The sequence below is a fragment of the Pseudalkalibacillus sp. SCS-8 genome (assembly GCF_040126055.1).
GTDB lineage: Bacteria > Bacillota > Bacilli > Bacillales > Fictibacillaceae > Pseudalkalibacillus > Pseudalkalibacillus nanhaiensis.
In genome coordinates, this window is record NZ_CP143541.1 from 2,482,473 (window position 1) to 2,507,753 (window position 25,281).

Sequence of the window (25,281 nt, forward strand, 5' to 3'; positions counted from 1 at the left end):
TGCTTATTCCTCTCCGAACACGTCTTTCCATTCGCTACGTTTTGCTAACATATCGCGGGCGATCTCTTTTGCCCCTTCTAGGCTGTGATTAGCTGCCCATCCGCATTGTACTTCGTTACATGCAGGAACTTCATCTGCTTCAAGAACATCATTCAATGTTTTTTCCAGCACATCATGGATTTCATCATGGTCCGTTTGATTTAGAACTGCAAGGTAAAAACCAGTTTGACAACCCATAGGACCAATATCAATGATGCGATCGTGATGATTACGGATATTTTCAGCCATTAAATGCTCGATAGAGTGAAGACCGGCCATATCCATATGTTCCTTGTTCGGTTGCTTAAAGCGAATGTCGTACTTCGCGATTTCGTCTCCGTGTTGTCCTTTTGTTATACCTACAAGACGTACATAAGGGGCACGTACCTTTGTATGATCGAGATTAAAACTTTCTACATTCATTTTTTTAGCCATGTTTCTTCAGCTCCTTTACCATTTTTAAAATTAATTCCGTGGAATTCTTTGCTGCTACCTTCAAGAATTGGTCAAATGACATCGGTGCATCCTTACCGGCGATGTCGGATAGGGAACGGATGACCACAAAGGGAACCTTAAACTGATGACAAACCTGGGCGATCGCTGCTGCTTCCATTTCGGCAGCATAGAGCTCAGGGAATTTCCCTCTCACATCTTCGACACGGACAGCATCATTCATGAAGGAGTCCCCAGATGCGATAAGTCCTTTGACGATTTGTTTGTCAGTCACATCTTTTGCACTGTCTTCTGCAATTTCAACCAACATTGGATCTGGCATGTAAAATGCAGGTAGTTGTGGGACCTGGCCATATTCATACCCGAAAGCCGTCACATCAACATCATGGTGACGGATTTCAGAAGAGATGACAACATCCCCCACATTCAATTCCGAGTTGAATCCACCAGCAGATCCTGTATTGATGACATAGTCTGGTTTGTATAATTGGTTCAATAAAGTCGTCGCAATCGCTGCATTTACTTTACCGATTCCGGATTTCAACAATATAACTTCCTGGTCATAGATCGTACCAGTATAAAAGGTGCATCCTGCAATTGTTTCTGTTTCGCAGTCTTCGATTAATTCCTGCATGAGGATGACTTCTTCGTCCATAGCTCCGATAATTGCGATCTTCATATCCACATTCCTTTACGAATCTTTTTTTACGGCATTCATCAGCCAAACATATCGGTTCAAACGCTCGAATTCAACCTCGAAACCATTAGAGGTGAAGATGTCTGATAACACACCGATTGTCGTATAGTATTCTGTTTGTAAGTCATGAAGCAGATTTTCATAACCTTGTTCTCTGACTCGGTCATGGATTTCTTTCTTTGCCTCTTCATGCTCATATACAGTGTCCGCAAATACAATTCTACCATTCTTCCCAAGGAGCTTTCCATAATTATGGATGGCTTTCTCCTTTTCTTCATCCGTTAAATGATGGAAGGCATATGTGCTGACGATCGTATCGATTTTTTCATTCAACTCAGGGAATGTGATGAAATCGCCATCCAGGAGTTTCATGTCAGGGAAGCGTTTCTTCGCCTTTTCCCTCATTGCTTTTGAAGGTTCGATGCCAATGACCTTTCGTTTCTTCTCTCTTAATACGAAGGAGAGGTTCCCCGTACCGACACCGAATTCAAGAACTGTTCCCTTTGATTCTCGTGCGACACGCTCCAAGATTTCACCATATTTATCAAAGACTTCATGGTATTCATTATCTTTACCTGAAACCGTCTCGTCGTAAGAATCCGCCCACTCATCAAAGAGTTCAATAAACTCTCTACCCACTTCTCCACTCTCCTATCTATTAATCTTTATTATTCCTATCATTATAGTATGAATTAAAATGAATATGGCTACAAGATACCACACTAATCCCTGGATATCAAGATTGTAATCCTTGTTTGTAGGAACTTCGTGTAAGAACGATAATTAACTATAAAGAATGAACGTCTACCATTATTCGTGCCTGTCATGGTAAAATGATCTGGAAATATGAATCGTCCCTTTAAAAGGGCCTGATCAATTAATTGTGAAATTAGGAGTGTAGATCAAAATGGAACTGCATCTTGATTACATTGAAGATAAGGTCGAATTTTACGAAGCGACAGAAATGGGAAAATTGGAAGCAATCGTGCAGGAGAAAATCGAACAGAATAAAGCATTATTACTGCGTGTTCATCATGTTTCTCATCAAGTCAGCATTGATCCGTCCAGCGGAAAGCGACTATATTCAGCAGTCGTACATTTTCGTTACAAAGGATGAAAGAATGATGAAGAGGACCTGGCATCATCTTTTTGCCAGGTCCTCTTTTTTTATAAGGCTTAAGGCTGAGTTTAATTTCATGCTAAAGAGCATTGTTCCATCCTGATAATTGGATTAAGATGGAAGATATCAACAGATGAAAGCAGGGGGTATGAATGAAAACGATCGCTGTTCTATTACTCATTTTGATTGGGGGGTACCTTATTTTGACGGAGTCCAGTTTCTCCACTTTTTCCTTAACGTCTGAAGACGAAAAAGTCCAATCGGATTCTATGGACGGAATGAGAAAGGTTGAGGTGGATGTGGCTGGCGCAGAGACGACGATCATCACTGAAAAGCGTGACGATATATTGGCAGAGTTGGATGGAAAAGGGACACTTGAGCTTGATCAAAAGGGCAAAACGGTCCGGATCAAAGTGAGGCAAGGCTGGTTCAATTGGTTTAATTTCGAAAGATCCGAATTGACGATATTCCTTCCCGAAAACTTCAATCAAGAGATGGAATTGGATATTGGCTCTGGAAGCCTGGAATTGAAAGGTCCCTCAGCTGATGAACCATTGAGTCTTACAGAGTTGACTGTCCATATCGGCTCAGGGGATGTTTCTTTAGAAAACATTCATGCTACTGAATTCATCCATAACGGATCCTCAGGAGATGTGGACATTAAACATCTGACGACAGAATCAGGTACCTTTGATCTCAGTTCAGGCGGGGTACACATCGACCATTATCAAGGACCATTGAAAGCAGATTTGTCCTCTGGCGAACTGAATGTCCAAATGGATCAATTAGTCGGTGATATCGAAGTGGACGTAAGCTCTGGATCCGCTAACATCGATTTACCGGAGGATTCAGATTTCACGTTATCTGGAACGGTGAGCAGCGGAGATATCCACTGTAAATTTCCTCTGAAGAACCAATCGACAGAAAGCAGGAAGATTCAAGGCAGTTACGGATCTGGGGAGCACTCGATCGATCTATCCGTATCAAGCGGCAGTGTAAATATATATTAGAATATAAAAAAAGCTGCCGAGATTTCCTCGACAGCTTTTCGTAATTAATGACCATCAGCAGCTCCTGGTTCACGTTCGACAGATACCGGTTTCCACCCTTCACCATCGACCCATTCAAGCATGACGACATAAGGATTGTCCTTATTGGAGGCCTTACTTACGATCCCTTTGGCTGTATTTGGTGATCCGCCATTTCCGATCCACCAGTATACAATTTCATCAGGTGACAACCCTGTTGCATATTGGAGTGCTTTCTCCTTTTCCTTCCAATCGAGTGAGTCCATTTCAAAGCTATTTTGATGCTCACCCTCCTGCTTCGTTCCGATTGGCTCCCATTCACCATCTTCTCCAGCTGATTCATCCTTGTGCGTTTTATATCCGCTGTTGTCTTCTTCAGCTGAGGCGTCTTCCTCTGAATCCTCTTCTTTCATTTCAACACTTTCTGAATCTTCTTCCTCTGAAGCCTTTTTATCTTGTTCGTCCGTAGACGATTCGTTTCCTTCTTCGTTCGTCGTTTCATTTGTTTCTTCATTATTTGTATCATTCGTCTCTTCTGTAGAAGCAGATTCATTCTGTTGGTTGGCTTGCTCCTTAGAAGCCGGTTCATCATCCCCAAATAAAAATGTTGCGCCGACAGCTAAAATCCCTACAAAAACGACACCGATGAGAACATTGAGTATGATGTTTTGTTTTTTTGACTTTTGAGTACGTTCGTATCTTGAGTAATTATTCATCGATTCACCCTCCATTCCTACATATCATTCTATCACTCTACATTGATTCGAAGAAGTGCTATTTTTTGTACCGTCACTTGAAATATTGTATAATGAATATTGAGAATATTTGTAATATTTAAACTTGTTTTGTCGTTTAAAAGGAATTTGAGCATGTTATCACCAATATAACTAAGAAGGAGGGGTACAATATGCAATTCACGACATTTCATTCTGAAGATTGGAATTTGAAAACGTTTCATACGATCGGTTATCAAAAAGAAACGGAAACGCTGCATGTTTGTCTCCATGGCGGTTCGACCCTTGAGGTTCTTGGTGTAACAGAACATAAGCTCTTCGAATTCATCCTGGCACCTTATAAAGAACAATACCTTCAAGAACAACTGCTCCCAAACCACGAAGTTAAAATCGTCCAACCTAATTCATAGAATTACGACTTTCGGCTGGTTGTTGCCGGTTATAAAGTTGTCGGACAATCTCCGCAAAAGCTTTGTTTGTAGCGGTATCGAATTCTTTTGCATCCAAGTCGACAACAACCAGCGCATACTTCGCTTCTTCCGCAGGGAAATATCCCGCAAACCATTTGTTATACGTTTTCGTTTGCCCTTTCTCAGCGGTCCCTGATTTACCAGCCACCTTCCAAGGCAGGTCATGAAAGGATTGGTACCCTGTCCCTTTCGGATTGTGAACCACACCCTCCAGAAGGTCTTGAAGTTTACGGACTGTATAAGGGGACAAGGAATCTCCTTTGAGTTCCTTCTCTTTAAATTCAACCAATGTCGTATCATTCTTGTAGAGGACTGCATGGGCGGCTCGGACCTGCTTCTTTGCTCCACCACGGGCAATTGTGGCCATCATGTTGGCTACGGACAAAGGCGAAAGGCGGACATTCAGTTGCCCGATTGCCGTCTGAGCGATCGCTCGGGATACAGATTTGTCCGTTTCATCATTCCAAATCACATTCCTTCGTTCCTGCGGAAAATGCTTAAAGGCATTTAAATGAAAGACATCATCCTCCCATCCTACCCGATCGACCATCCCTAAACTGTGTGCATAATGCTCAAGAATGGACCGATCCGTATCCATCAGTTCATTCAATAGAGTTGCAAACGTATAGTTACAGCTTTGGAAAAAGCTATCCTCAAATGAGAGCATCCCTAAATTCCGCTTCTCATCCCCGTCATCATATGTATTTTGGCTGCAATCAAATGTGCGGTCGGCCGTCACATGGTTTTGATCAATGGCCGCTGCGGCGGTCACAAGTTTAAAAACCGAACCAGGTATTTGCGGAAGAAGCATGTGATTGCCTGTCCCATCAGCTTGCGGATTTTTCTTAGGAGGTAATGGACGACTCACCAGTCCAAGTACATCGCTTGTCTCAATATCGAGTAAAACAGCTCCACCCTTCGTAATTCCAAATTGATCGACTGCAGCTTCCACGATTTGTTGCGCATTCCGATCCAATGTCGTTAGGAGAGACACAGGATAAAAAGGATTAGAAGGTGCAGTATATTTTACATCTAATCCGAATAACGGTTTACCAGATTGTTGGACATGATAAATAAGCTTGGATTCACCCTCGGAAAGTAGGAATGGATCGAAAGCTTGCTGAATTCCATTTATCCCCACTTTCGTCGTTTTGCTTACCAATCCTTTTTCCAAGCGATCAGGATACCGTTCTAATACTTGTTTCGGATTCTCTCTGACGGCTCCGATGAAATGGAAGGCAAAGGACATGTCTTCATCAGGGTTCAATAGCTGGCCATACACCCCTGGAACCTCCATCTCATTGATTGCGCTCACCATCGTCTTCGATATGTCTTGTTTCAACACGAGAGGAGTCTTTGACATCGTCAATTGATCCTTCAATCCTTGAGCTGGCATGTTCAACACTTGAGCGATCTTTCGCAAGATTTCCTCTTCATTCTGAAGAAATGGAAATAGAATGATTGCCGGGACATGAAGATCTTCCAGCAATTCACCATGTCGGTCAAGCATTTTCCCACGTCCATCATCTAAAGCGACTGAATGGATACGTTGCTTTACACTTTCTTCAACTAGATTGACCTTGTTCTTGGAGAAGGAAAGTGGATCTATGAGCTGAATATGGGCTAGGCGCCCAATCAGGATCAACAATAAGATTCCAAAAAGAACAGGTATATGATAAAGACGCTTCGGATTTTGCATGATGTTCCACCTCATCCATCATTTTCACCCGAAAGAGCCATTTTTAACCTGTTTTGATTCAGTCTTGATAGATCCAGAATCCTTGCATTTATTACGCAATAAAAAAACCAGCTTTGTCTTAAAGACAAAGCCGGTAGTTCGTCCATTTATTTTGATTAGCCAACTTCCGTAATACGGACGTTCATTTCTCCACCAGGTGTTTGTACAGATACTTCATCGCCTACTGTACGTCCGAGCAAGCTTCTTGCCATTGGAGAATCATTGGAAATCTTTCCTTCAAACGGATCTGCTTCCGCACTTCCGACAATTGTGTAAGATTCCTCTTCTCCATCTGGAAGCTCAATGAATTTAACAGACTTTCCGATTGAAACAACATGCGGATCCTCGTCTTGCTCTTCGATGATTTCAGCGTTTCGAACCATTTTCTCCAACTGTTGAATACGTGCTTCCACGAATGCTTGCTCGTCTTTCGCAGCATCGTACTCGGAGTTCTCAGATAAGTCACCGAAGCTTCTTGCTACTTTAATGCGCTCGACAACTTCCTTACGCTTTTCCGTTTTTAGGTATTCTAATTCATTTTCTAATTTTTCTTTACCTTCTTCAGTCATGTAATGTTTCTTTTCTTCTGCCATGTTACTCACTCCTCCAAAACCTTCTCGTTACCGACTAGTATATGCATGGTATATCTTTACGTATTAATAAAAGCTGTAAGCGTAACCATTCTTCTATTCATTGATTATACTTCTTTTCCACCATATTGAAAACAGAGGTGAGAAGAATCATCCTCTGTATTATGGATTCAATATTTCTTTTGTTTCGAGTATCGTCTTGATCTTCGTTACCATCAAGTCGATCGCTACCCGATTTTGCCCGCCTTCAGGTATTATGATATCTGCATAACGTTTTGTCGGTTCAATGAATTGATTATGCATCGGACGAACAACGGAAGTGTACTGCTCTATTACAGAATCAATCGTACGACCTCGTTCGTTCATGTCTCGTAATAAGCGACGGATGATCCGGACATCGGCATCCGTATCAACGAAAAGCTTGATATCCATCAAATCACGTAGACGCTCGTCCTCTAAAATCAGAATTCCTTCTAATATAATAACATCTTTTGGCTCAATTGGAATTATTTTATCACTTCTTGTATGTGCTGTATAGTCGTAAACCGGTTTTTCGATCGCTTCCATATTACGAAGCTGCTCTATATGTTGTATCAGAAGATCATTATCGAACGCAAGTGGATGATCATAGTTTGTTTCAAGTCTTTCTTCCATAGACTTCTCAGATTGATCCTTATAGTATGCATCCTGTTCAAGGATCAAGATCGATTGATCGGCAAACTTCCTGAATATTTCCTTTGCCACTGTCGTTTTTCCGGAGCCTGATCCTCCGGCCACACCAATTACTACTGGTTTTTTACCCATGTTCTTTCCCCTTCATTCTTATTCTTTCGGCTTCAATATACTGATTGCCATCCCGTCACCGACAGGTAATATTGATGTTATGAAATGCGATTGTTCATAGAGGAATTCATTATAGCCCCTGATCTTTTCCGTAAGCTTTCTGAACCTCTTCGATTCAATTTGGTCGTCCGTCTTCGCCACAAAACCACGAAATAGGACGTTGTCGCTGACGATGACACCTTCAGGAACAAGCATTTTTTCATACTCTTGAAAAAACCGCTTGTACTGTCCTTTGGCCGCATCTATGAAAATAAAGTCATAAGGACCATGCGCACGGATGGTATCCGTCAATTCAAGCGCATCCCCTTCGAGTATCGTAATCGACTTCTGCATGCCTACCTTTGCGATGTTATCCACTGCCTGGGAATATCGTTCAGGATCGCGTTCGACTGTCACAAGATTGCTTTCTGGCATCGCTTGGATCATACGGATGCCTGAATAGCCGATTGCTGCACCAATTTCCAATATTTTTTTCGGCTTGTGGAGACGTATGACTTGTAATAAAGCTTCCATACCGATTAAATCCATGATGGGAACGTTCCCTTCGCGCGCTTGCTGCTCCATTTCAAGTACTTCTGGCGTTCTTTCTGGAACAAGTTCCTCTATATAGTGCTTCATTTCATCCGAAATCATTTGGAAGCCTCCTTTTAACCCGGTCTATTTTAACATAAGAAAAGAGGGAATGCGAGTCTATCTCGTTCCCTCTTCCTTCCAAGGATTAATCGTTATCTTTATTGGCAATATCTCGCCATTCCTGAATATACTTTTGTTTGATTTTATTATGCTCATCCAGGTTTTTAGCATACAACACTTCACCATTTGGACGGGCAAAGAAATAATAATATGGGTTTGCCTCAGGGTTTACAGCAGCCTTGATTGCGGACTCCCCTGGTGAGGATATCGGTCCAATCGGTAATCCGGTTTGATTATAGGTATTGTAAGGTGAATCCACTTCAGTATCCTTGTACGTGACTGTGACCTTTGATTCTTGTTGCGCATACGTAACCGTTACGTCGGATTGAAGCTTCATCCCTTTTTTCAACCGGTTATAGAACACACCGGAAACCATGTGCCGGTCTTCCACTTTCCTCGCCTCTTCTTCAATGACAGAGGCTAGTGTAAGGATTTCATGGGTGGAATACTTACTTTCATCAATACCAGCTTGATATTTTGATACGACCGTGCTTGTCTTTTTGATCATCGATTCAATGATCGATTCCAATGCAGGGTCTTTCTTATAGAATTCATATGTGGCTGGGAATAAGTACCCTTCCAATGGCCAAATGATATCGTCATCCAGGATTTTTTTATCCAGGACAGGGTATTTCGCCATTAAGGATTTGATATATTCCTCATCCTTCATTTTCTTCAGGATTTCTTCTTCAGAGTAGTCCGTCTGATCGGCAATTTTAGCGGCTACTTCAGGTATACGTAGACCTTCAGCAATTCTTACAGTCATTTCGGCTTTTTTATAAACCTTTCCATCCTTTAAAGAAGCGATGACTTCTTTCAACCCCATGGATTGATTCAATTCATAGTTTCCAGCTTGGAAGTCGTTATCGTTTTTATATTTCACATAGTATTTGAATACAAGTGCACTTTTGATGACACCTTTGTCTTCCAATTTGTTTGCGATTTGACTTGTCGATGTTCCGATCGGAATTTCGACCTCGATCGGTTTCTTATTCGTTTTATCTACAGGTTCAAGAGCACCTTTTATATATACATAGCCACCGATTCCGACACCAATGATGGCGAGAATGATGATTGTAAGAATGAGTATGACAATTCTTCTTACAACCTTCGCCTCCTGATTTCGGCGCAGTATGGTATCTTGATCAAGATTTGGTTGAAGCACCAAAAATCCCCCTCTCTCATCTCCCCTATTATACTATATCTTGTAAATAATTCAGCTAAAAATCGGCAATTTTTTTCATCCCTGTCGAATAGCGGGGATGCTGATTTCCCTGCAGAATCGCCTGCAGAAAAAATCAGACTTTCTAAACGTACACGAAAAAAGGACTGACATCAACCCTGTCAGTCCTTTGAATGATCTTCTTATAGTTCTTCGGAATCCTGGAATGTGTTCAACATTTCTTCAACCATATCCCATTCTTGATCTGTCTCAATTGGGAATAGTTCGATGTCATCTTCCTTCTCACCTTTTTCTTCATAGCGGAAGGCGAATACCTCGACATCCTCTTCATCTTCTGAGCTTTCTACTGGTACAAGTACCATGTAAGACTTTTCGGTCTCATCCACATCGAATGTGAAAAGAACTTCAAATAAATGTTCCTCTCCATTCTCATCTGGAATGATGATCCGCTCTTTTTCTTCTTCTGCCATTTTCATACACCTTCTTTTCTAATTTGCAGCTGGGCTATCAAGATAACTTTGCAAGATCAAAACAGCTGCCATTTTATCAATGACCCCTTTACGCTTCTTACGGCTCACATCTGCGTCAATTAACATCCGCTCAGCAGCCGCTGTAGTCAATCGTTCATCCCAGAGGACGGTAGTTATATTTAACCTTTCCTCAATCTGCTTGGCGAATTCTTGACACATTTCTCCACTAGGGCCGATCGTTCCATTCATGTTTTTGGGGAGCCCAACGACCACTTGATCAACATCGTGCTTTTCAATCAATTCTTTTATATAGCCGATGTCTTGATCGAGGTCCCCCTTACGCCGGTATGTTTCGATTCCTTGAGCTGTCCAGCCCAGTGCATCGCTTAATGCAATTCCGACCGTTTTCGTACCGACGTCTAATCCAAGTTTTCGCATTATTTTTGTTTATCTCTCACTTTCTTGATGCTGCACTAAATAGGATTTCACAAGCTCCTCGATCAATTCATCACGTTCCAGCTTACGGATCTTACTTCTCGCATCATTGTGTCGAGGAATATAAGCTGGGTCTCCAGACAGCAGATAACCGACGATCTGATTAATCGGATTGTACCCTTTGTCTTGCAAGGAGTCGTACACAGACAACAATACATGCTTGACATTGGTATCCATGGAATCATCATGGAAATTAAACTTTACCGTTTTGTCAAATGAGCTCATCTTGACACCTCTCTTTAGCGTATGAATTTTGGAAGCCCCCCACATATCTACCATTATTGTACCTTACGCATGGAGGTTTAGGAAATGGAATTGACGAATTCGTAAACATAATTTAATGCTTCGTCAAGTTTTTCAGGCTGTTTGCCCCCTGCTTGAGCCATGTCAGGACGGCCACCACCCCCGCCACCGCAACGGCTAGCGACTTCCTTCACGATTTTACCTGCATGATATCCTTCTTTCGTTAAATCATCAGTAACTCCTGCTACGATATTGACTTTTTCATTTTGAGCAGAACCTAAAACGACGATTCCACTGCCGATCTTATTCTTCACATCATCTACAATCGATCGGAGATTATTCATATCACTTGCTGAAACTTTTTTAGCAAGGATTTTCACACCGTTGACTTCTTTTACTTCGTCTGTCAGTGATCCTGCTTCAATGTTCGCAAGCTTACTTTTCAACGATTCATTTTCACGTTGCAGATCACGAATCTGGCTTTGCAGTCCCTCTACTTTTGTCGGAACATCATTCAGGTTCGTTTTTAAAGCCTGCGCGGTTTCTTTCAAGGTTTGCACTTGCCCTGAAAGGTGACGATAAGCCGCCTCGCTCGTCACGGCTTCAATTCTCCGTGTTCCTGCTCCGATACCTGACTCGGTTACAATTTTGAACAGTCCGATTTCAGCTGTATTCTTGACGTGACAGCCACCACAAAGCTCTAGGCTGTAATCACCGACTTGGACGACACGAACTTCACTTCCATATTTCTCACCGAAGAGCGCCATCGCTCCCATTGCTTTTGCCTCTTCAATCGGTTTAATCATCTTATCGACCGGAATCGAGTTCCAGATCTTTTCGTTTACAATCGATTCAATTTGTTCAATTTCTTCTGTCGTCACTTGATTGAAGTGGGAGAAGTCGAATCGTAAACGGTCTTTTGTGACAAGAGAACCTGCTTGGTTGACATGTTTTCCGAGCACGTCCTTCAATGCTTGGTGCAGCAAATGGGTAGCCGTATGGTTCTTGATGATGCCTTTACGGCTTGTTTCATTGACTACTGCTTCTAGTGAATCATTTACTCGTAACGTGCCTTTTTCTACAAGGACCGTGTGTAGGTTTTGACCATTCGGAGCCTTTTGGACATCTTTTACAACGGCAAATACGTCATCATTGCTAAGGGTCCCTTTATCAGCGATTTGTCCTCCACTTTCCGCATAAAACGGTGTCTTGTCCAGTACGACAAGGACTTCTTCGCCTGCATTCACTTCCTCTACTGTTTCCGTGCCTTTTACAATGACATTCACTTTGGAGGATGCACTGAGATGATCATATCCGATGAATTCGCTCTCGTCCTTAATATCACTTAACACACTCGTTTGGACCTGCATAGAGCCTGTATCTTGACGGGCTGCACGCGCTCGTTCGCGCTGGGCTTCCATCTCCACTTGGAATTGAGGGCGGTTGACGGTCATCCCCTCTTCTTCCACATACTCCTCAGTTAATTCTAGCGGGAACCCATATGTGTCATAAAGCTTGAAAGCATCTGAGCCTGTCAGTTCAGTTTGTCCTCGTTCTTTCGCTTGCTTGATCATTTCAGAAAGGATAGCAATTCCTTCGTTGATTGTTTCATGGAAACGCTCTTCTTCGTTCTTGACCACTTTCTGGATGAATTCAGCATTTTCAAGTACATTCGGATAGAATTCTTTCATGACGTCCGCTACGACAGGGACCAATTCATACATGAACGGTTTGCTGATATCGAGCTGTTTGGCAAATCGAATCGCCCGTCGAACAAGACGTCTCAGGACATAACCGCGTCCTTCATTTGAAGGAAGTGCGCCATCCGCTACTGCGAATGTCACAGTTCGAATATGGTCTGCGATGACCTTGAATGCTGTATCTAGTTCTTTCTCTTTTCCGTATTTGATACCAGAGATCCGTTCTGTTTCTTCGATCATCGGCATGAACAAGTCGGTCTCGTAGTTTGTAGGAGCGTCCTGAAGGGCACAAATGACACGTTCAAGCCCCATCCCTGTATCAATGTTCTTCTTCGGAAGCGGTGTATAGCTTCCGTCCGGATTGTGGTTGAACTGGGAGAAGACGAGATTCCATATTTCCAAATGTCGTTCATTCTCTCCGCCCGGATATAATTCAGGGTCATCCGGATCATTTCCGTATTTCTCTCCTCGGTCGAAGAAAATTTCTGTGTTTGGCCCACTCGGTCCCTCTCCGATGTCCCAGAAGTTTTCTTCCAGGCGAATAATTTTTTCTTTCGGAAGACCGATTTCGTTGTGCCAAATATCATGTGCTTCGTCATCCTCAGGATGGATGGTGACAGCAAGCCTTTCAGGGTCGATTCCAAGCCATTTTTCACTCGTGAGGAATTCCCATGCCCAATGAATCGCTTCTTTCTTGAAATAGTCACCAATCGAAAAGTTACCTAGCATTTCAAAGAATGTATGGTGCCGAGCTGTTTTCCCGACATTTTCGATATCATTCGTACGGATCGATTTTTGAGCATTGACGATACGTGGATTTTCCGGAATGACACGGCCATCAAAATACTTCTTCAATGTTGCTACACCACTGTTGATCCATAAAAGAGACGGATCTTCATGAGGTACAAGGGATGCACTCGGCTCAACCTTATGCCCTTTTTCTTTGAAGAAATCAAGGAACATTTGTCTTACTTGAGCAGATGTCAGTGTTTTCATTCGTAATTCCTCCTTCATTAATTAGCGGTAATAGGGACGGTTTAAAACATAGGCTCTGTTAAACAATATAGTGTTTTATTGATTGGAGATTAAAGGTGTGAGACTCCTGCGGGAAAAGTGAGCCAGGCGAGACCCCGCACCTCATTTGTCATTGGCAATGAGGGAGGAGGCTTGCGGTTCACCCGCGGAAAGCGAACAACCTTTAATCAAAAGGCTCTTTTCTAAAAGAGTGTTATTCAGACGAAATCTAGAAGCTGTGACACTGAGGCAAGTTTGATTTCCACTACAGACAGTCGCTTTCCGCGGGCAACGCTTCAGCTTCCTCGGAAGGGAAAAGCGCTTCCTGCGGGATCTTCAGCCGTTGCATTTCCCGCAGGAGTCGACTGTCTTACGCTCCAATCAAAAAAACCTAGCGAAGGAAATTCACGTAGACTCCTGCGGGAAAGCGAAGACGCTGAGACCCCACAGTGAGCGAACTTTGCGAGCGAGGAGGCTCAGCACGAGCCCGCGGAAAGCGTAGTGTATTTCCGAAGCGGTAGATTATCTCGCCGTTTAATCCAATTGCCAGGGTTAAAGAGCAACAAAGTCTGCGAAAAGAGCCACTCGAAATCAATATCCATATAAAACAGAGCCAAAACACAAAAAAACTCACGTCCTTAAGACAGGGACGAGAGTTATCACGCGGTACCACCCTGGTTACGAATACATATGTATCCATCACCTCGACACATTAACGGTGTGCGCCGGCAGGTTTTTGCCTGCATTCCGGAACAGCTTTCGGTCAATCTTCTTCCAGAACCTCTTTCAGCCAAGGAGGCTCCTCTCTTTGGAACAGGGCTTCGACTTACTTCTTCCATCATCATTTTAACTATTGGTGTTTGTTCTGCTGTGCATAATTATAGACTTACCCTTTAAACGTTGTCAACATTTCTGAAATGGTTCCTCGTATGAATGTAGACCACCTTCCCTACAGCAAAAATCGGGACGGCAAGGAGCAAGCCGAGTACACCACCGATTTCTCCGCCGATCAACAGGGCGGCAATAATCATGATCGGGTGAATGTGCAGTGTTTTGCCCACAATTAATGGTCCGAGAATGTTCCCCTCAATAAATTGGAGGACGATGACAATCCCCAAAACAATGAACAACTTCTTCACCGATATTGTTGCTGCAATCAGCACCACTGGCACGGCCCCGATGATCGGACCGAAATATGGGATGAAGTCCGTTAAACCGACAATGATACCAAGAATGACCGGATATGGGATACCAGCTACCCAGAAGGCCAACACTGCAAGACAGGCTAAAGCAACGGCAACAGTCAATTGTCCACGAATATAATTCCCAAGTGATTCATCGATGTCCTTCGCGAGCCGCTTTCCAGGTTTGCGCAATCTTGATGGCGTTATGTTCCAGATCATCTTGTAGATGATATCAATGTCCTTCAGCATATAGAAAACGAGAAACGGGATGACAATCCATGAAAACAGGTTTCCCCAGAATGCTTTGATGAATTCAAGTACACCTTCTATCGATTTGTCCAAATATTTTTCAGTCGAATGTAGGGTTTCTTCAAATTCATTATGGACGACTTCAGGGAGATGATCGGTATGTTCATAGAATTCCCTCACCCACATTTTGTACGTATCGGATAGGACCGGGAGCTGTTCACTCAAATCCTTCAATTGAGCGATTAAATAGGGAACACTTTTGAAAATAAGAAACCCTGTTCCTCCAAAGAAAGTAAGATAGATAATCAGAATTGCGATCGATCTAGGGAGACCTTTCCGGTGAAGCCATTCCACAATCGGGTGTAAAAGATACGTGATGAAAATCGCGACGAAAAAAGGAACGAAGATCGTGATCAAGATGTCGAGGATCGGATGCCAAAAAGGTCCCAACTTCATCAGGACAAAGATCGTCAATAGACTAAGCAGGATCATACCTAGACGAACGAGCGCTTCAATTGTAAACAAATTTTTCATAATCTCCACCGGATCTCATTCGAATTTATCAGTCTTACTTAACTTGTACCGATTCGGTGTCACTATACCTGTTCGGGATTTTTTCCACTGTAATCGATGTTGAAAAACGAAAAGAAGAACCGACCTATAGTTGTCCGTTCTTCCTAATAGATTGCTTTCGCTATTCGTTTACGAATTCGCTTCATCTTTTTACTTGATAGGAGATCTGAATTGTATAGGGATTTCATCAAGTAGGCACCTGCAAAGGTTGTTGCAATTGCTACGAAAGTACGATTCAAATGAACCACCATCCTACATTGAAATGCTTAAATCATCATCTTCGAACAAATCATCCAGTGAGGTCAGGCTCCCATCCTCTTCCACTTGATTCAGCGCAAGCTTGCCTTCTACCACTGTCAATTCGATAAAACAACCCCAGCAATAGTACTGGTCTACCCCTATTTTGCCTAGATCTTTACAACGGCAATTGGGACATCTCATCATGTGTTCCTCCTCTTCTATCATTCACCCATCTGGTGATGAAAGAAATGATAGAACTAGGATGTCCCTTTCCAAGAGGGTTTATACGTTCTCCTGCTCTACTTGTTGTTCAAGATATCCTTTCAATTTTGAACTTAGATTGGAATTTCGGCGGCTTGTCTCATTTTGTTGCACAGCACGCTCCAGCGCCTCCATTTCACCGCAAAGGATCAAGTACTCTTTGCTTCGGGTCACTGCTGTATAGATCAGGTTCCTTCTCAACATCCGAAAATACCCTCTGACGATTGGAAGGACGACGATCGGAAATTCGCTTCCCTGGGATTTATGGATGGAACAGCAATATGCATGGGTGATTTGGGTAAGGTCCGTTTTCTTGAAGGTAACTTCAATGCCATCGAATGAAATGACAATCTGATCCTCTTTGTCTGTCGTTTCCTTTGCGTAAATAATAGACACGATTTCACCAATATCACCATTGAAGATCTGTTCTTCAGGTACATTGACCAGTTGAAGGACTTTATCCCCTACTCGGTAAATCGTTTCAAAATGGTTAATTTCTCGTTTTTGTTCATTCGGTGGATTGAACATCTCTTGTAATTCTTTGTTCAGTTCATCAATCCCAGCACGCCCCCGATACATAGGTGCAAGAACTTGGACGTCCTTCGCTGTGTAACCTTTCGACATTGCGCTCTTACAGACTTGTAGGATCGCTTGTGTCACCTGGTCTTGTTTGCATGGGAAAAAACGTCGATCTCGCTGAGGTGCATGAAGGTCGTCAGGCAGAGTCCCATTCTTCATTTCATGTGCAAGCTGGATAATGGTCGATCCTTTCGCCTGCCGGTAAATTTCATCGAGCTGGACTGTAGGGATTACAGTGGAATCAATCAAGTCCTTCAGTACCTGCCCAGGTCCTACGGAAGGCAACTGATCCTCATCCCCTACCATCACGACCTGGATATGCTCCGGAAGTGCATCAAACAGCCGGTATGCGAGACGGAGATCGACCATCGACATTTCATCAATAATCAACAACCGGCCAGCGATCGGATTATCTTCGCCATACTCGAAGCCGCTTCCACCTTTCCATCCGAGAAGCCTATGGATTGTAACCGCTGGAAGCCCTGTGGATTCACTCATCCGTTTGGCCGCTCGGCCTGTCGGTGCCACCAACAGGAATGGATACTCATTTTTCTCATAATCCTTTGGATCAAGGGATAGACCATGAATTTCAGCATAAACCTCAATAATTCCCTTTATGACGGTCGTCTTACCTGTACCTGGGCCCCCTGTCAGGATCATCATCGGTGAGGTCAATGCTTTGTAGATCGCATCTTTTTGGGCTTCCGCATATTCAATACCTTGATGCTCTTCAAGCTCACCGAGGGCATTGTAAAAGTCTGATAGCTCAACACGATCATATTCATCCTGTTTCATGATTTTATCGATCGATTGAATAAGACCACGTTCCGAGAAAAACAATGAAGGAAGGTAAGCATTCTCTTCCTCGATATACGCTTTTCCATCTCCGTGTAGAGACACAATCTCACTGTAGAAATCAATTTCCTCATCATCAACCTGGCCATTGAACAAGAGCCGCTTCGTTTCTTGGATCAGCTCGTCAACCGGCATATACGTATGTCCTTGTTGATTGGAAAGCTCCTTCAGGCAATACAAAATACCTGCCTGGATACGTTCAGAAGAAGTGTCTTCTATGCCTAAAGCCTGACCGATTTCATCTGCTCTTTTGAAGCCGACTCCATCAATATCGTAAATCAGTTGATAGGGATTCGATTGAATGACGGACAAGGATTCCTGCTGATATGTCTGATAAATTTTCATGGCAATGGAAGGACCGATACCATAGTTATGTAGGGTGCTTAACAGCTGCTCCAGCCCTTGATGCTCCATCAGCGTCTCATAAATCGTACGGGCTCTTTCTTCTGTTAAGCTCGATATTTCATTCAAGACTTCCGGGTCCTCGAGAATTTTCGAGAATGCATTATCGCCTAATGTCCGAACGACCTTTTCTGCCGTTTTCTTCCCGATCCCATTAAAAAGGTCACTCGATAAATAGAGAATCATTCCATCTTCTGTACGGGGCAGATCTTTACGATAAAAATCGACCACAAACTGCTTGCCGTATTTTGGATGCTCTTTCATATCTCCCCAGAAAATATACGATTCATCCTCCAGCAGTACTGGAAATGCGCCGACGACAATCAGTTCCTTTTCAATTTCGGCAAGATTCGTTCCAGAGGTTTTAACCTTCAGAACGGTGTAATAGGTTTCGGCATTCTGATAAATGACATGCAGAATCGAACCCTTCACATATGTCTTTTCTTCATTCCCGAGTTGGAGTTGTCCTTGTAATTCCATAGTTTCGCCCCGCTAATCATTCATTGTTTCCAGTGGACTTGCGCAATTCATTCACCTGCTTGATACCATTATGGGCAAGAAGATGGTCATTTTGGATGCTGACAGCTTTCTGGAACATTGCTTCAGCTTGATCTAGATCTGATTGATAGAGATAAGCGACACCAAGGTTATAATAGGCATCTGCATGCTCTGGATCGAGTTCAATCACATTTCGCAATGCGTTGGTAGAGTGCTCGAACATTTGAAGCTTACCAAGTGCCATTCCATATTGGAACCACGCATCCACATCCTTCTCATTCTCTTCTGTCGCCTTTTGGAAGTGTGGAAGGGCGCGTCTGTCATCTCCAAGTTGTGTAAAGCTCATACCAAGCATGAAATGTGAATCGCCATCGGAAAGCCCCTTCTTAATTGCATCAATGAAAAGGTCCACGGCATCATCGAATTGCTCTAGCTTATAGAAGACGACACCTGCACCATAATATGCTGCTGCCAAATCTTCATCCAACTCAATCGCCTTATCGAAAAACCCCATCGCCTTCTCGTACTCTCCGACGAGTTCGAGAAGGTTCCCGAAGTTCACATATGCAACAGGATCATCCGGTTTTTCTTCAAGTGCTTTATGAAAAGCCTTCGCTGCTTCCTCATATTTTCCTTCTTTCATACGTTCAATGCCGATTTTATTATGATCTTCAGTCATGATCTCTGCCTCCTCCTAATTTTGCATCATTGTAGATAAAATCGTCTATTTGTAGATATTTTTTCATTTTCGTAGATCATTCTTCATTTTTGTAGATAAATTCAGTTTTTTGGTAGATAAATCTATTTTTGTTGTAGATAAATACGCAATCGTCGAAAAGAAAAGGGACCTCGTCAAACGTTCATTTGAGAAGGTCCACTGCTGTCTTGCATTTCAGCGACTACAAGTACGAAATCGCTTCTTCATTCTTATAGACTTTATCGATCGTCCCTCCACCGAGACAAACATCTCTATCATAAAAAACGACGGCTTGTCCAGGTGTAATGGCACGTTGCGGTTCATCAAACAATACATCATACAGACCGTCTTCGCGTTTACGGACCGTCACGTTGCGGTCTGGTTGACGATAACGGAATTTCGCTGTGCACTTGATTTCGTCCGGCATTTCCTTACCAGTGACCCAGCTCACTTTGGTTGCAGTCAACCTGTCAGAATAGAGAAGGTCATTATGGAACCCTTGCTCGACGTATAGTACATTCCTATCTAAGTCTTTACCGACGACGAACCATGGATCACCGTCTCCTCCGATTCCAAGTCCGTGACGTTGGCCGATCGTATAATACATCAGACCATCATGCGTCCCCTTCTTTTCACCGGAAAGAGTTTGCATTTCTCCAGGTTGGGCTGGTAGGTACTGACTCAGGAATTCCTTGAAATTTCGTTCCCCGATGAAACAGATTCCTGTGCTATCTTTCTTTTTAGCAGTAGCAAGTCCTGCTTTCTCAGCCATTTCTCTGATTTCAGGTTTTTTGTATTCACCGATCGGGAACATGACTTTGGAAATTTGATCCTGGCTAAGCTGATTCAAGAAATACGTCTGGTCTTTGTTTTCATCCACGCCTCTTAGCATGACCGTTTCACCATTTCGTTCAGCAACACGTGCATAATGACCAGTGGCGACATAATCTGCCCCAAGGCTTAACGCATGATCGAGAAAAGCTTTGAACTTGATTTCTTTGTTGCACATGACGTCCGGATTCGGCGTACGCCCTGCTTTATATTCTTCAAGGAAGTACGTGAACACTTTATCCCAATATTGCTTTTCAAAGTTTACAGCGTAATAAGGGATGCCAAGTTGGTTACAGACGCGGATGACATCTTCATAATCTTCCGTTGCTGTACATACGCCGTTTTCATCGGTATCATCCCAGTTCTTCATGAAAATTCCGATTACATCATAACCCTGTTCCTTTAAAAGCAATGCCGCTACCGAGGAATCGACTCCCCCTGACATACCTACGACAACACGTGTATTTTCTGGTCTTTTTTCCATTTCGTTCACACCTCCATTCATAGTGATGTTAATCGCTTGACGATTTTGACTGATTCATGGGCAGCCTGTTCAACTTCATCCATCGTATTGCCGTAACCGAAACTGAACCTTATTGCCGAGGTCATACGTTCATGGTCATCGAACATCGCCGCCAACACATGCGATGGTTCAATGGATCCCGCTGTACATGCCGAACCACTGGATGCGGCAATTCCCGCTAAGTCTAAGTTGACGAGCATCGATTCAACATTGGTTCCTGGAAAACTGACATTCAAAACATGTGGTAACGAATATTCCATGGAGCCATTCAGTATATACTCGATTCCTTCTTCATTGAAAATATCCAGCATCCGTTTTTTGAACCCTTGCAGCTCGTTATGGCGCTCGATCCGCTCGGCGTCAATTAACTCGACGGCCTTCTTCATTCCCATGATGCCAGGTACGTTTTCTGTTCCTGCTCTACGCTTCCGTTCCTGCTCTCCACCGAAAGCCCTTGGCTCCAAGCGGACGCCATCTCGTACATAGAGGAATCCATTTCCTTTAGGTCCATTGATTTTATGAGAGGATATGGAGAGAAGATCGATCCCCATATGTTTTACATCGATAATGACACTTCCATAAGCTTGGACAGCATCTGTATGAAACACGATTTCGTGCTCGGACGTGATCGATCCGATTTCCTGGATCGGCTGTAACGTTCCGACTTCATTGTTGCCGTACATAATCGTGACAAGGATCGTGTCTTCCCTGATCGCATCCTTCAGTTGCTCTGGACTGATTCTTCCTGTTTCGTCAACAGGGAGATAGGTCACTTCGAATCCGTTCTGTTCCAAATATTCGACTGCATGCAGAACGGCATGGTGCTCGATTTTTGACGTGATGATGTGGTTCCCCTTCTCCTTCAAAGCGAGCGCAGCACCGATAATCGCCATATTATCGGATTCTGTTCCTCCGCTCGTAAAGACGATTTCGTTGAACGAAGCGTTAATGCTTGAAGCGATTACTCGCCGTGCATCGTCTAAAGCCTGTCTTGTATTCCGACCAAATTGATGAATACTAGAAGGGTTTCCGTATGATGTTGTAAAATAAGGAACCATTGCCTCTACAACTTCCTCTCTTGTCGGGGAAGTAGCCGCATGGTCCAAGTATATGCCATTCATTTTATCACCTTATTAATGTAGTAAAGACTCACGTCCATTGTTAATTAAATGTAGAACATGTACGCTTCTTGATCGTCATCGTTACTGTAGGAAGCGAGCTCATCTAACGTCGTACTGTCCAGTACTTCTTTGACAGCATCTCTAATTTTGATCCAGAGGTCGCGTTTCGCCGGTTCTTCATCATCTAAAATTTCCACTGGCGTAATCGGACCCTCAAGTACGCGGATGATGTCACCTGCCGTTATCTTTTCCGCATCGCGGGTTAAAGTATACCCTCCATATGCACCACGGACACTTTTGACGAGTCCTGCATTCCGAAGGGGACCGACCAGCTGCTCAAGATAGTGCTCAGACAGGCCATGATCCTTTGCAATTGATTTTAAGGAAATTGGTCCTTCACCGTATTTTTTGGCCAAGGCAATCATGATGGTCAACCCATATCGTCCCTTTGTCGATATTTTCATATTCTCCTCCTCAATTGAATAAGCATCGAATGTCTATGATCAATATCACGTTTCATTTTTCAGGGGTTTCAACCTGTTTGCTTCCTGCTCTTTTTTCCTATGACATTATAGCACGAATGGAGTAATTCTTGCATTCACCGAGTTCCTATAGTATCGTTCAGTTGAATTATGAAAGTCAACGTATATGAACCATTCATGTGGAGATTACAACAACAATGCATCAACTCGAAATAGATGTCCATGAAAGGACGTGATGAAATGGACTTATTCGATATGTCGATGGATGATACGCCGAAAGGCAAACCGCTTGCTGACCGGATGAGACCACGTAAGCTGGATGAATTCATCGGACAAGAACATATCGTCGGTAAAGGGAAGCTGCTCCGTAGAGCAATTGAGGCTGATCAATTGTCCGCTATGATCTTCTTTGGTCCTCCGGGAACAGGGAAGACGACACTTTCTAAAATCATCGCAAATACAACCTCTGCACATTTTGAACAGATCAATGCGGTCACTTCAGGTGTCGCAGATATTCGTAACATCACATCCCAGGCACGGGAACGACTGAAGATGGATGATCAGAAGACACTTCTATTCATTGATGAAATTCATCGCTTCAATAAGAGTCAACAAGATGCGTTACTTCCTTATGTAGAAGATGGCACAATCATCTTGATTGGTGCGACGACCGAAAGTCCAATGTTTGAAATTAATCGTGCCCTGTTATCCCGATCGAGATTGTTTCGATTCGAACCCTTGACGGATGCCCATATCAAACAAGTGTTGCAAACGGCGATTAAAGATAAGGAAAGAGGATTTGGAAACCATTCGATTGAGGCAGAGGATGAAGCCCTCGACCATCTTGTAGACGTTGCAAATGGTGATGCACGGACAGCACTGAACGCTCTTGAACTTGCTGTTCTGACGACGACACCTGATTCAGAAGGTACCGTCCAGATTACGCTGGAGATTGCAGAGGAATCCATCCAGCAAAGAGTCTTACAGTATGATAAACAAGGTGACAACCATTACGACACCATCTCCGCTTTTATAAAAAGCATTCGCGGTTCGGACCCTGATGCAACGCTCTATTGGCTTGCAAAAATGATCTATGCCGGAGAAGATCCGAAATTCATCGCAAGAAGACTTTATGTCCATGCAGCTGAAGATGTCGGTCTGGCTGATCCAAATGCCTTATTAATTGCACAAGCAGCTGCCCATGCTGTCGATTTTATCGGTATGCCTGAAGCACGCATCCCACTTGCAGAGGCAGCACTTTACATTGCAACTGCCCCGAAAAGCAATGCCGTCATTTCAGGCATCGATCAGGCTCTCGCAGCTGTGAAGAACGAAAAAGCAGGCCAAGTGCCTACCCATTTGCGGGATACGCACTATAGCGGAGCAAAAGAGCTTGGCTCAGGAATCGGGTATAAATATCCGCATGATTATCAAGATGGGTATGTCCCTCAACAATACCTCCCTGATCACCTGACACACAAAACCTTTTACAAGTCCAGTGACCGGGGATATGAGAAAACTGTCCAAAAGCGGCTTGATTATTTCCAAAAGCGTAAAGAAAAAGGGCAATAACCTAGTATTTAAAATTAGTAAACTTGTATAGTTTCTCTCTTTTTTGTCCAAGATAATGCTAAAAAACCTATTGGGGCTTAAAGGAGAGATAACAATATGTCGAATCAACGCCAAGACGCGTGGTCTGAAGAAGACGATCTATTATTAGCGGAAACCGTATTACGACATGTACGAGAAGGAAGCACACAGCTTCAAGCATTTGATGAAGTTGGTGATAAGCTTGACCGTACATCTGCCGCAGTTGGATTTAGATGGAATGCAATCGTCAGAAAAAAATATGAGCAAGCTTTGAAGCTTGCGAGAAGGCAAAGAAAAGAACGGAAGCGGGCTGCAGCAGCCACCACTAAGCCGGCTCCACGACAAACCGAAAAGAAAGATACTTATCAAACTCGTTTTGATGACCCTATGGATTTTGAAAACTATCATCCTCTTTCTGAACCGAAAAGTCGTACTGTAGCAGAGGAAACAGTTGAACCGAATATGGTCCCGACTCCTCCACCTGTTGCACAGTCTACCACTCCTAAAAGTAGTAGCAGTAAAACCCGTAATGGAGATGGAGTTGAGCTTGATTCCATCATCGCGTTCTTACAGCAATTGAAGCATCAGGATACAAGTTCTTCTCATCAGAACGAGCAGTTACAGCAGGAATGTGCTGCACTTCAGAAACAAAATGAGGCATACAAACAAGAGCTTGAAGAATTAAAAAACAATTACACATCCTTGAAGGAAGATTACCAGGCGTTATTACAAATCATGGACCGGGCAAGAAGGATGGTCCTCCTTCAAGATCAAGAAGAGCTCTCATCCTCTAAATTCAAGATGGATAAGAACGGTAATCTTGAAAAAGTGGCGAAATAAAGAAAAGATGATCCAATGTACGATTTGGATCATCTTTTTTATGTTCGTTTATAGACATTATCGGACGCGGTCGATTCGAATGTCATTCTTCTCGATGATTTTGTTGATGACGTGTCCTGCCATGATCAACCCAGATACCGATGGGACGAAAGCATTTGATGATGGTGGCATTTTCGCCTTACGGATTTTTGCATTTTCATCAGGAACAATTTCTTTTCTGACTTCTTCTCGTATTTGAATCGGCTTCTCATCTGAAAAGACGACATTGATTCCTTTATGGATACCTTCTTTACGAAGTCGTGTGCGAATGACTTTTGCAATCGGGTCGTAGCTTGTTTTCGAAATATCTTCGATTCTTAAGCGTGTAGGATCCATCTTGTTCGCAACACCCATACTGGAAATCATCGGAATTTCCCTTTTAAGACACTCTTTCATCAAGTGGATTTTATATTCGATCGTATCTGAAGCATCCACAACAAAATCAAGAGGATAGCTGAAAAACTGTTCGTACGTCTCTTCTGTATAGAACATTTTCAAGGCTTCAACTTTACAATCCGGATTGATATCCACGATACGTTCCTTCATCAAGTCTACCTTAGGTTGTCCGACTGTAGAGACTAGCGCATGAATTTGTCGATTTACGTTTGTAATATCGACATCATCTTTATCGACCAGGACAAGTGTACCAACACCTGAACGTGCCAATGCCTCAGCAGCGAAAGATCCAACGCCGCCAATTCCTAATACAGCTACAGTCGCCCCTTTTATGACTTCGATTCCTTCTTTTCCTATCGCTAATTCGTTTCTCGAAAATTGATGTAACATCTGTATACTCCTTCCGTGCTG

General features: G+C 43.1%; 27 protein-coding genes and 1 other annotated feature. Of the genes, 5 read left to right on the forward strand and 22 right to left on the reverse strand.

The window, feature by feature from the left end; all coding sequences use genetic code 11:
• Positions 1 to 3: 3 nt before the first annotated feature.
• The 3 genes from V1497_RS12965 to V1497_RS12975 are packed head-to-tail and all read right to left on the reverse strand — an operon-like array spanning position 4 to position 1,828.
• Positions 4 to 474 (reverse strand): S-ribosylhomocysteine lyase, encoded by a 471-nt coding sequence (locus tag V1497_RS12965; protein ID WP_349407958.1) that lies wholly within the window; start codon positions 472 to 474, stop codon positions 4 to 6.
• Positions 467 to 1,171, reverse strand: a complete 705-nt coding sequence (gene mtnN, locus V1497_RS12970; RefSeq protein WP_349407959.1) for a 5'-methylthioadenosine/S-adenosylhomocysteine nucleosidase — start codon at positions 1,169 to 1,171, stop codon at positions 467 to 469. The genes V1497_RS12965 and mtnN overlap by 8 nt, the downstream gene beginning before the upstream one ends.
• Before the next feature lie 12 nt (positions 1,172 to 1,183).
• Complete coding sequence (locus V1497_RS12975; protein ID WP_349407960.1) at positions 1,184 to 1,828, reverse strand: class I SAM-dependent methyltransferase; 645 nt, start codon at positions 1,826 to 1,828, stop codon at positions 1,184 to 1,186.
• A 268-nt stretch (positions 1,829 to 2,096) separates the two neighbouring features.
• Between V1497_RS12975 and V1497_RS12980 the strand changes: the two genes are divergently transcribed.
• Both V1497_RS12980 and V1497_RS12985 read left to right on the forward strand, forming a co-directional pair.
• Positions 2,097 to 2,306, forward strand: a complete 210-nt coding sequence (locus V1497_RS12980) for a DUF2536 family protein (protein WP_349407961.1) — start codon at positions 2,097 to 2,099, stop codon at positions 2,304 to 2,306.
• A gap of 155 nt (positions 2,307 to 2,461) precedes the next feature.
• Entirely contained in the window at positions 2,462 to 3,319 is an 858-nt protein-coding gene (locus tag V1497_RS12985) for a DUF4097 family beta strand repeat-containing protein (RefSeq protein WP_349407962.1), read from the forward strand.
• 44 nt (positions 3,320 to 3,363) lie between these two features.
• Here the strand turns inward: V1497_RS12985 and V1497_RS12990 are convergent, their stop codons facing one another.
• A complete protein-coding gene (locus V1497_RS12990) occupies positions 3,364 to 4,053 on the reverse strand; it encodes a DUF1510 family protein (RefSeq protein ID WP_349407963.1) in 690 nt (229 codons plus the stop codon).
• Positions 4,054 to 4,244: 191 nt separating this feature from the next.
• Between V1497_RS12990 and V1497_RS12995 the strand changes: the two genes are divergently transcribed.
• Positions 4,245 to 4,481, forward strand: coding sequence for a KTSC domain-containing protein (locus V1497_RS12995; RefSeq protein ID WP_349407964.1), 237 nt, complete (start codon positions 4,245 to 4,247; stop codon positions 4,479 to 4,481).
• Here V1497_RS12995 and V1497_RS13000 read toward each other — a convergent pair.
• The 17 genes from V1497_RS13000 to cymR all read right to left on the reverse strand — a co-directional run bounded on the left by V1497_RS13000 (position 4,471) and on the right by cymR (position 21,987).
• Complete coding sequence (locus tag V1497_RS13000) at positions 4,471 to 6,240, reverse strand: penicillin-binding transpeptidase domain-containing protein (RefSeq protein ID WP_349407965.1); 1,770 nt, start codon at positions 6,238 to 6,240, stop codon at positions 4,471 to 4,473. The genes V1497_RS12995 and V1497_RS13000 overlap by 11 nt on opposite strands.
• Positions 6,241 to 6,395: 155 nt before the next feature.
• Entirely contained in the window at positions 6,396 to 6,872 is a 477-nt protein-coding gene (gene greA, locus V1497_RS13005) for a transcription elongation factor GreA (RefSeq protein ID WP_349407966.1), read from the reverse strand.
• Positions 6,873 to 7,031: 159 nt separating this feature from the next.
• Positions 7,032 to 7,673, reverse strand: a complete 642-nt coding sequence (gene udk / locus V1497_RS13010) for a uridine kinase (protein ID WP_349407967.1) — start codon at positions 7,671 to 7,673, stop codon at positions 7,032 to 7,034.
• 18 nt (positions 7,674 to 7,691) lie between these two features.
• Complete coding sequence (locus tag V1497_RS13015; RefSeq protein ID WP_349407968.1) at positions 7,692 to 8,345, reverse strand: O-methyltransferase; 654 nt, start codon at positions 8,343 to 8,345, stop codon at positions 7,692 to 7,694.
• 85 nt (positions 8,346 to 8,430) lie between these two features.
• A complete protein-coding gene (mltG, locus tag V1497_RS13020) occupies positions 8,431 to 9,570 on the reverse strand; it encodes an endolytic transglycosylase MltG (RefSeq protein WP_349407969.1) in 1,140 nt (379 codons plus the stop codon).
• A gap of 200 nt (positions 9,571 to 9,770) precedes the next feature.
• Complete coding sequence (locus V1497_RS13025) at positions 9,771 to 10,058, reverse strand: DUF1292 domain-containing protein (protein WP_349407970.1); 288 nt, start codon at positions 10,056 to 10,058, stop codon at positions 9,771 to 9,773.
• 18 nt (positions 10,059 to 10,076) lie between these two features.
• A complete protein-coding gene (ruvX, locus tag V1497_RS13030; protein ID WP_349407971.1) occupies positions 10,077 to 10,496 on the reverse strand; it encodes a Holliday junction resolvase RuvX in 420 nt (139 codons plus the stop codon).
• A gap of 9 nt (positions 10,497 to 10,505) precedes the next feature.
• A complete protein-coding gene (locus V1497_RS13035) occupies positions 10,506 to 10,778 on the reverse strand; it encodes an IreB family regulatory phosphoprotein (protein WP_349407972.1) in 273 nt (90 codons plus the stop codon).
• A gap of 77 nt (positions 10,779 to 10,855) precedes the next feature.
• The gene (gene alaS / locus V1497_RS13040) at positions 10,856 to 13,492 is read right to left on the reverse strand and encodes an alanine--tRNA ligase (RefSeq protein ID WP_349407973.1); all 2,637 of its coding nucleotides are present in this window, start codon (positions 13,490 to 13,492) and stop codon (positions 10,856 to 10,858) included.
• 660 nt (positions 13,493 to 14,152) lie between these two features.
• Positions 14,153 to 14,361, reverse strand: a binding site (T-box leader).
• Positions 14,362 to 14,403: 42 nt separating this feature from the next.
• Entirely contained in the window at positions 14,404 to 15,477 is a 1,074-nt protein-coding gene (locus V1497_RS13045; RefSeq protein WP_349407974.1) for an AI-2E family transporter, read from the reverse strand.
• Between the two features lie 143 nt (positions 15,478 to 15,620).
• The gene (locus V1497_RS13050) at positions 15,621 to 15,755 is read right to left on the reverse strand and encodes a DUF3918 family protein (RefSeq protein WP_349407975.1); all 135 of its coding nucleotides are present in this window, start codon (positions 15,753 to 15,755) and stop codon (positions 15,621 to 15,623) included.
• 13 nt (positions 15,756 to 15,768) lie between these two features.
• Positions 15,769 to 15,960, reverse strand: coding sequence for a hypothetical protein (locus V1497_RS13055; RefSeq protein WP_349407976.1), 192 nt, complete (start codon positions 15,958 to 15,960; stop codon positions 15,769 to 15,771).
• Between the two features lie 78 nt (positions 15,961 to 16,038).
• A complete protein-coding gene (locus V1497_RS13060; protein ID WP_349407977.1) occupies positions 16,039 to 18,333 on the reverse strand; it encodes an ATP-dependent RecD-like DNA helicase in 2,295 nt (764 codons plus the stop codon).
• A 16-nt stretch (positions 18,334 to 18,349) separates the two neighbouring features.
• Positions 18,350 to 19,030 (reverse strand): tetratricopeptide repeat protein, encoded by a 681-nt coding sequence (locus tag V1497_RS13065; RefSeq protein ID WP_349407978.1) that lies wholly within the window; start codon positions 19,028 to 19,030, stop codon positions 18,350 to 18,352.
• Positions 19,031 to 19,250: 220 nt separating this feature from the next.
• A complete protein-coding gene (mnmA, locus tag V1497_RS13070; RefSeq protein ID WP_349407979.1) occupies positions 19,251 to 20,363 on the reverse strand; it encodes a tRNA 2-thiouridine(34) synthase MnmA in 1,113 nt (370 codons plus the stop codon).
• A gap of 17 nt (positions 20,364 to 20,380) precedes the next feature.
• On the reverse strand, positions 20,381 to 21,523 hold the full coding sequence (locus tag V1497_RS13075) for a cysteine desulfurase family protein (RefSeq protein ID WP_349407980.1): 1,143 nt from the start codon (positions 21,521 to 21,523) through the stop codon (positions 20,381 to 20,383).
• A 44-nt stretch (positions 21,524 to 21,567) separates the two neighbouring features.
• Positions 21,568 to 21,987: a cysteine metabolism transcriptional regulator CymR gene (gene cymR, locus V1497_RS13080; RefSeq protein ID WP_349407981.1), complete on the reverse strand. Its 420-nt coding sequence runs from the start codon at positions 21,985 to 21,987 to the stop codon at positions 21,568 to 21,570.
• A 258-nt stretch (positions 21,988 to 22,245) separates the two neighbouring features.
• Here cymR and V1497_RS13085 point away from each other — a divergent pair, with 258 nt between their 5' ends.
• Together V1497_RS13085 and V1497_RS13090 are read left to right on the forward strand one after the other, a co-directional pair.
• Positions 22,246 to 23,577: an AAA family ATPase gene (locus V1497_RS13085; protein ID WP_349407982.1), complete on the forward strand. Its 1,332-nt coding sequence runs from the start codon at positions 22,246 to 22,248 to the stop codon at positions 23,575 to 23,577.
• Positions 23,578 to 23,673: 96 nt separating this feature from the next.
• Positions 23,674 to 24,435, forward strand: coding sequence for an RsfA family transcriptional regulator (locus V1497_RS13090; protein WP_349407983.1), 762 nt, complete (start codon positions 23,674 to 23,676; stop codon positions 24,433 to 24,435).
• Between the two features lie 57 nt (positions 24,436 to 24,492).
• Here the strand turns inward: V1497_RS13090 and V1497_RS13095 are convergent, their stop codons facing one another.
• Complete coding sequence (locus V1497_RS13095; protein ID WP_349407984.1) at positions 24,493 to 25,260, reverse strand: tRNA threonylcarbamoyladenosine dehydratase; 768 nt, start codon at positions 25,258 to 25,260, stop codon at positions 24,493 to 24,495.
• Positions 25,261 to 25,281: the final 21 nt, after the last annotated feature.

Coding starts and splice junctions, on each gene's coding strand:
- V1497_RS13075 (WP_349407980.1), bottom strand. CDS start 21,523: ATGAATGGCATATACTTGGACCATGCGGCTACTTCCCCGACAAGAGAG.
- V1497_RS12965 (WP_349407958.1), bottom strand. CDS start 474: ATGGCTAAAAAAATGAATGTAGAAAGTTTTAATCTCGATCATACAAAG.
- V1497_RS12995 (WP_349407964.1), top strand. CDS start 4,245: ATGCAATTCACGACATTTCATTCTGAAGATTGGAATTTGAAAACGTTT.
- V1497_RS13090 (WP_349407983.1), top strand. CDS start 23,674: ATGTCGAATCAACGCCAAGACGCGTGGTCTGAAGAAGACGATCTATTA.
- V1497_RS13000 (WP_349407965.1), bottom strand. CDS start 6,240: ATGCAAAATCCGAAGCGTCTTTATCATATACCTGTTCTTTTTGGAATC.
- V1497_RS13060 (WP_349407977.1), bottom strand. CDS start 18,333: ATGGAATTACAAGGACAACTCCAACTCGGGAATGAAGAAAAGACATAT.
- V1497_RS13085 (WP_349407982.1), top strand. CDS start 22,246: ATGGACTTATTCGATATGTCGATGGATGATACGCCGAAAGGCAAACCG.
- cymR (WP_349407981.1), bottom strand. CDS start 21,987: ATGAAAATATCGACAAAGGGACGATATGGGTTGACCATCATGATTGCC.
- V1497_RS13095 (WP_349407984.1), bottom strand. CDS start 25,260: ATGTTACATCAATTTTCGAGAAACGAATTAGCGATAGGAAAAGAAGGA.
- V1497_RS12990 (WP_349407963.1), bottom strand. CDS start 4,053: ATGAATAATTACTCAAGATACGAACGTACTCAAAAGTCAAAAAAACAA.
- greA (WP_349407966.1), bottom strand. CDS start 6,872: ATGGCAGAAGAAAAGAAACATTACATGACTGAAGAAGGTAAAGAAAAA.
- V1497_RS13025 (WP_349407970.1), bottom strand. CDS start 10,058: ATGGCAGAAGAAGAAAAAGAGCGGATCATCATTCCAGATGAGAATGGA.
- ruvX (WP_349407971.1), bottom strand. CDS start 10,496: ATGCGAAAACTTGGATTAGACGTCGGTACGAAAACGGTCGGAATTGCA.
- mnmA (WP_349407979.1), bottom strand. CDS start 20,363: ATGGAAAAAAGACCAGAAAATACACGTGTTGTCGTAGGTATGTCAGGG.
- V1497_RS12980 (WP_349407961.1), top strand. CDS start 2,097: ATGGAACTGCATCTTGATTACATTGAAGATAAGGTCGAATTTTACGAA.
- V1497_RS13035 (WP_349407972.1), bottom strand. CDS start 10,778: ATGAGCTCATTTGACAAAACGGTAAAGTTTAATTTCCATGATGATTCC.
- V1497_RS13045 (WP_349407974.1), bottom strand. CDS start 15,477: ATGAAAAATTTGTTTACAATTGAAGCGCTCGTTCGTCTAGGTATGATC.
- V1497_RS12985 (WP_349407962.1), top strand. CDS start 2,462: ATGAAAACGATCGCTGTTCTATTACTCATTTTGATTGGGGGGTACCTT.
- alaS (WP_349407973.1), bottom strand. CDS start 13,492: ATGAAAACACTGACATCTGCTCAAGTAAGACAAATGTTCCTTGATTTC.
- mtnN (WP_349407959.1), bottom strand. CDS start 1,171: ATGAAGATCGCAATTATCGGAGCTATGGACGAAGAAGTCATCCTCATG.
- udk (WP_349407967.1), bottom strand. CDS start 7,673: ATGGGTAAAAAACCAGTAGTAATTGGTGTGGCCGGAGGATCAGGCTCC.
- V1497_RS13055 (WP_349407976.1), bottom strand. CDS start 15,960: ATGATGAGATGTCCCAATTGCCGTTGTAAAGATCTAGGCAAAATAGGG.
- V1497_RS13015 (WP_349407968.1), bottom strand. CDS start 8,345: ATGATTTCGGATGAAATGAAGCACTATATAGAGGAACTTGTTCCAGAA.
- V1497_RS13065 (WP_349407978.1), bottom strand. CDS start 19,030: ATGACTGAAGATCATAATAAAATCGGCATTGAACGTATGAAAGAAGGA.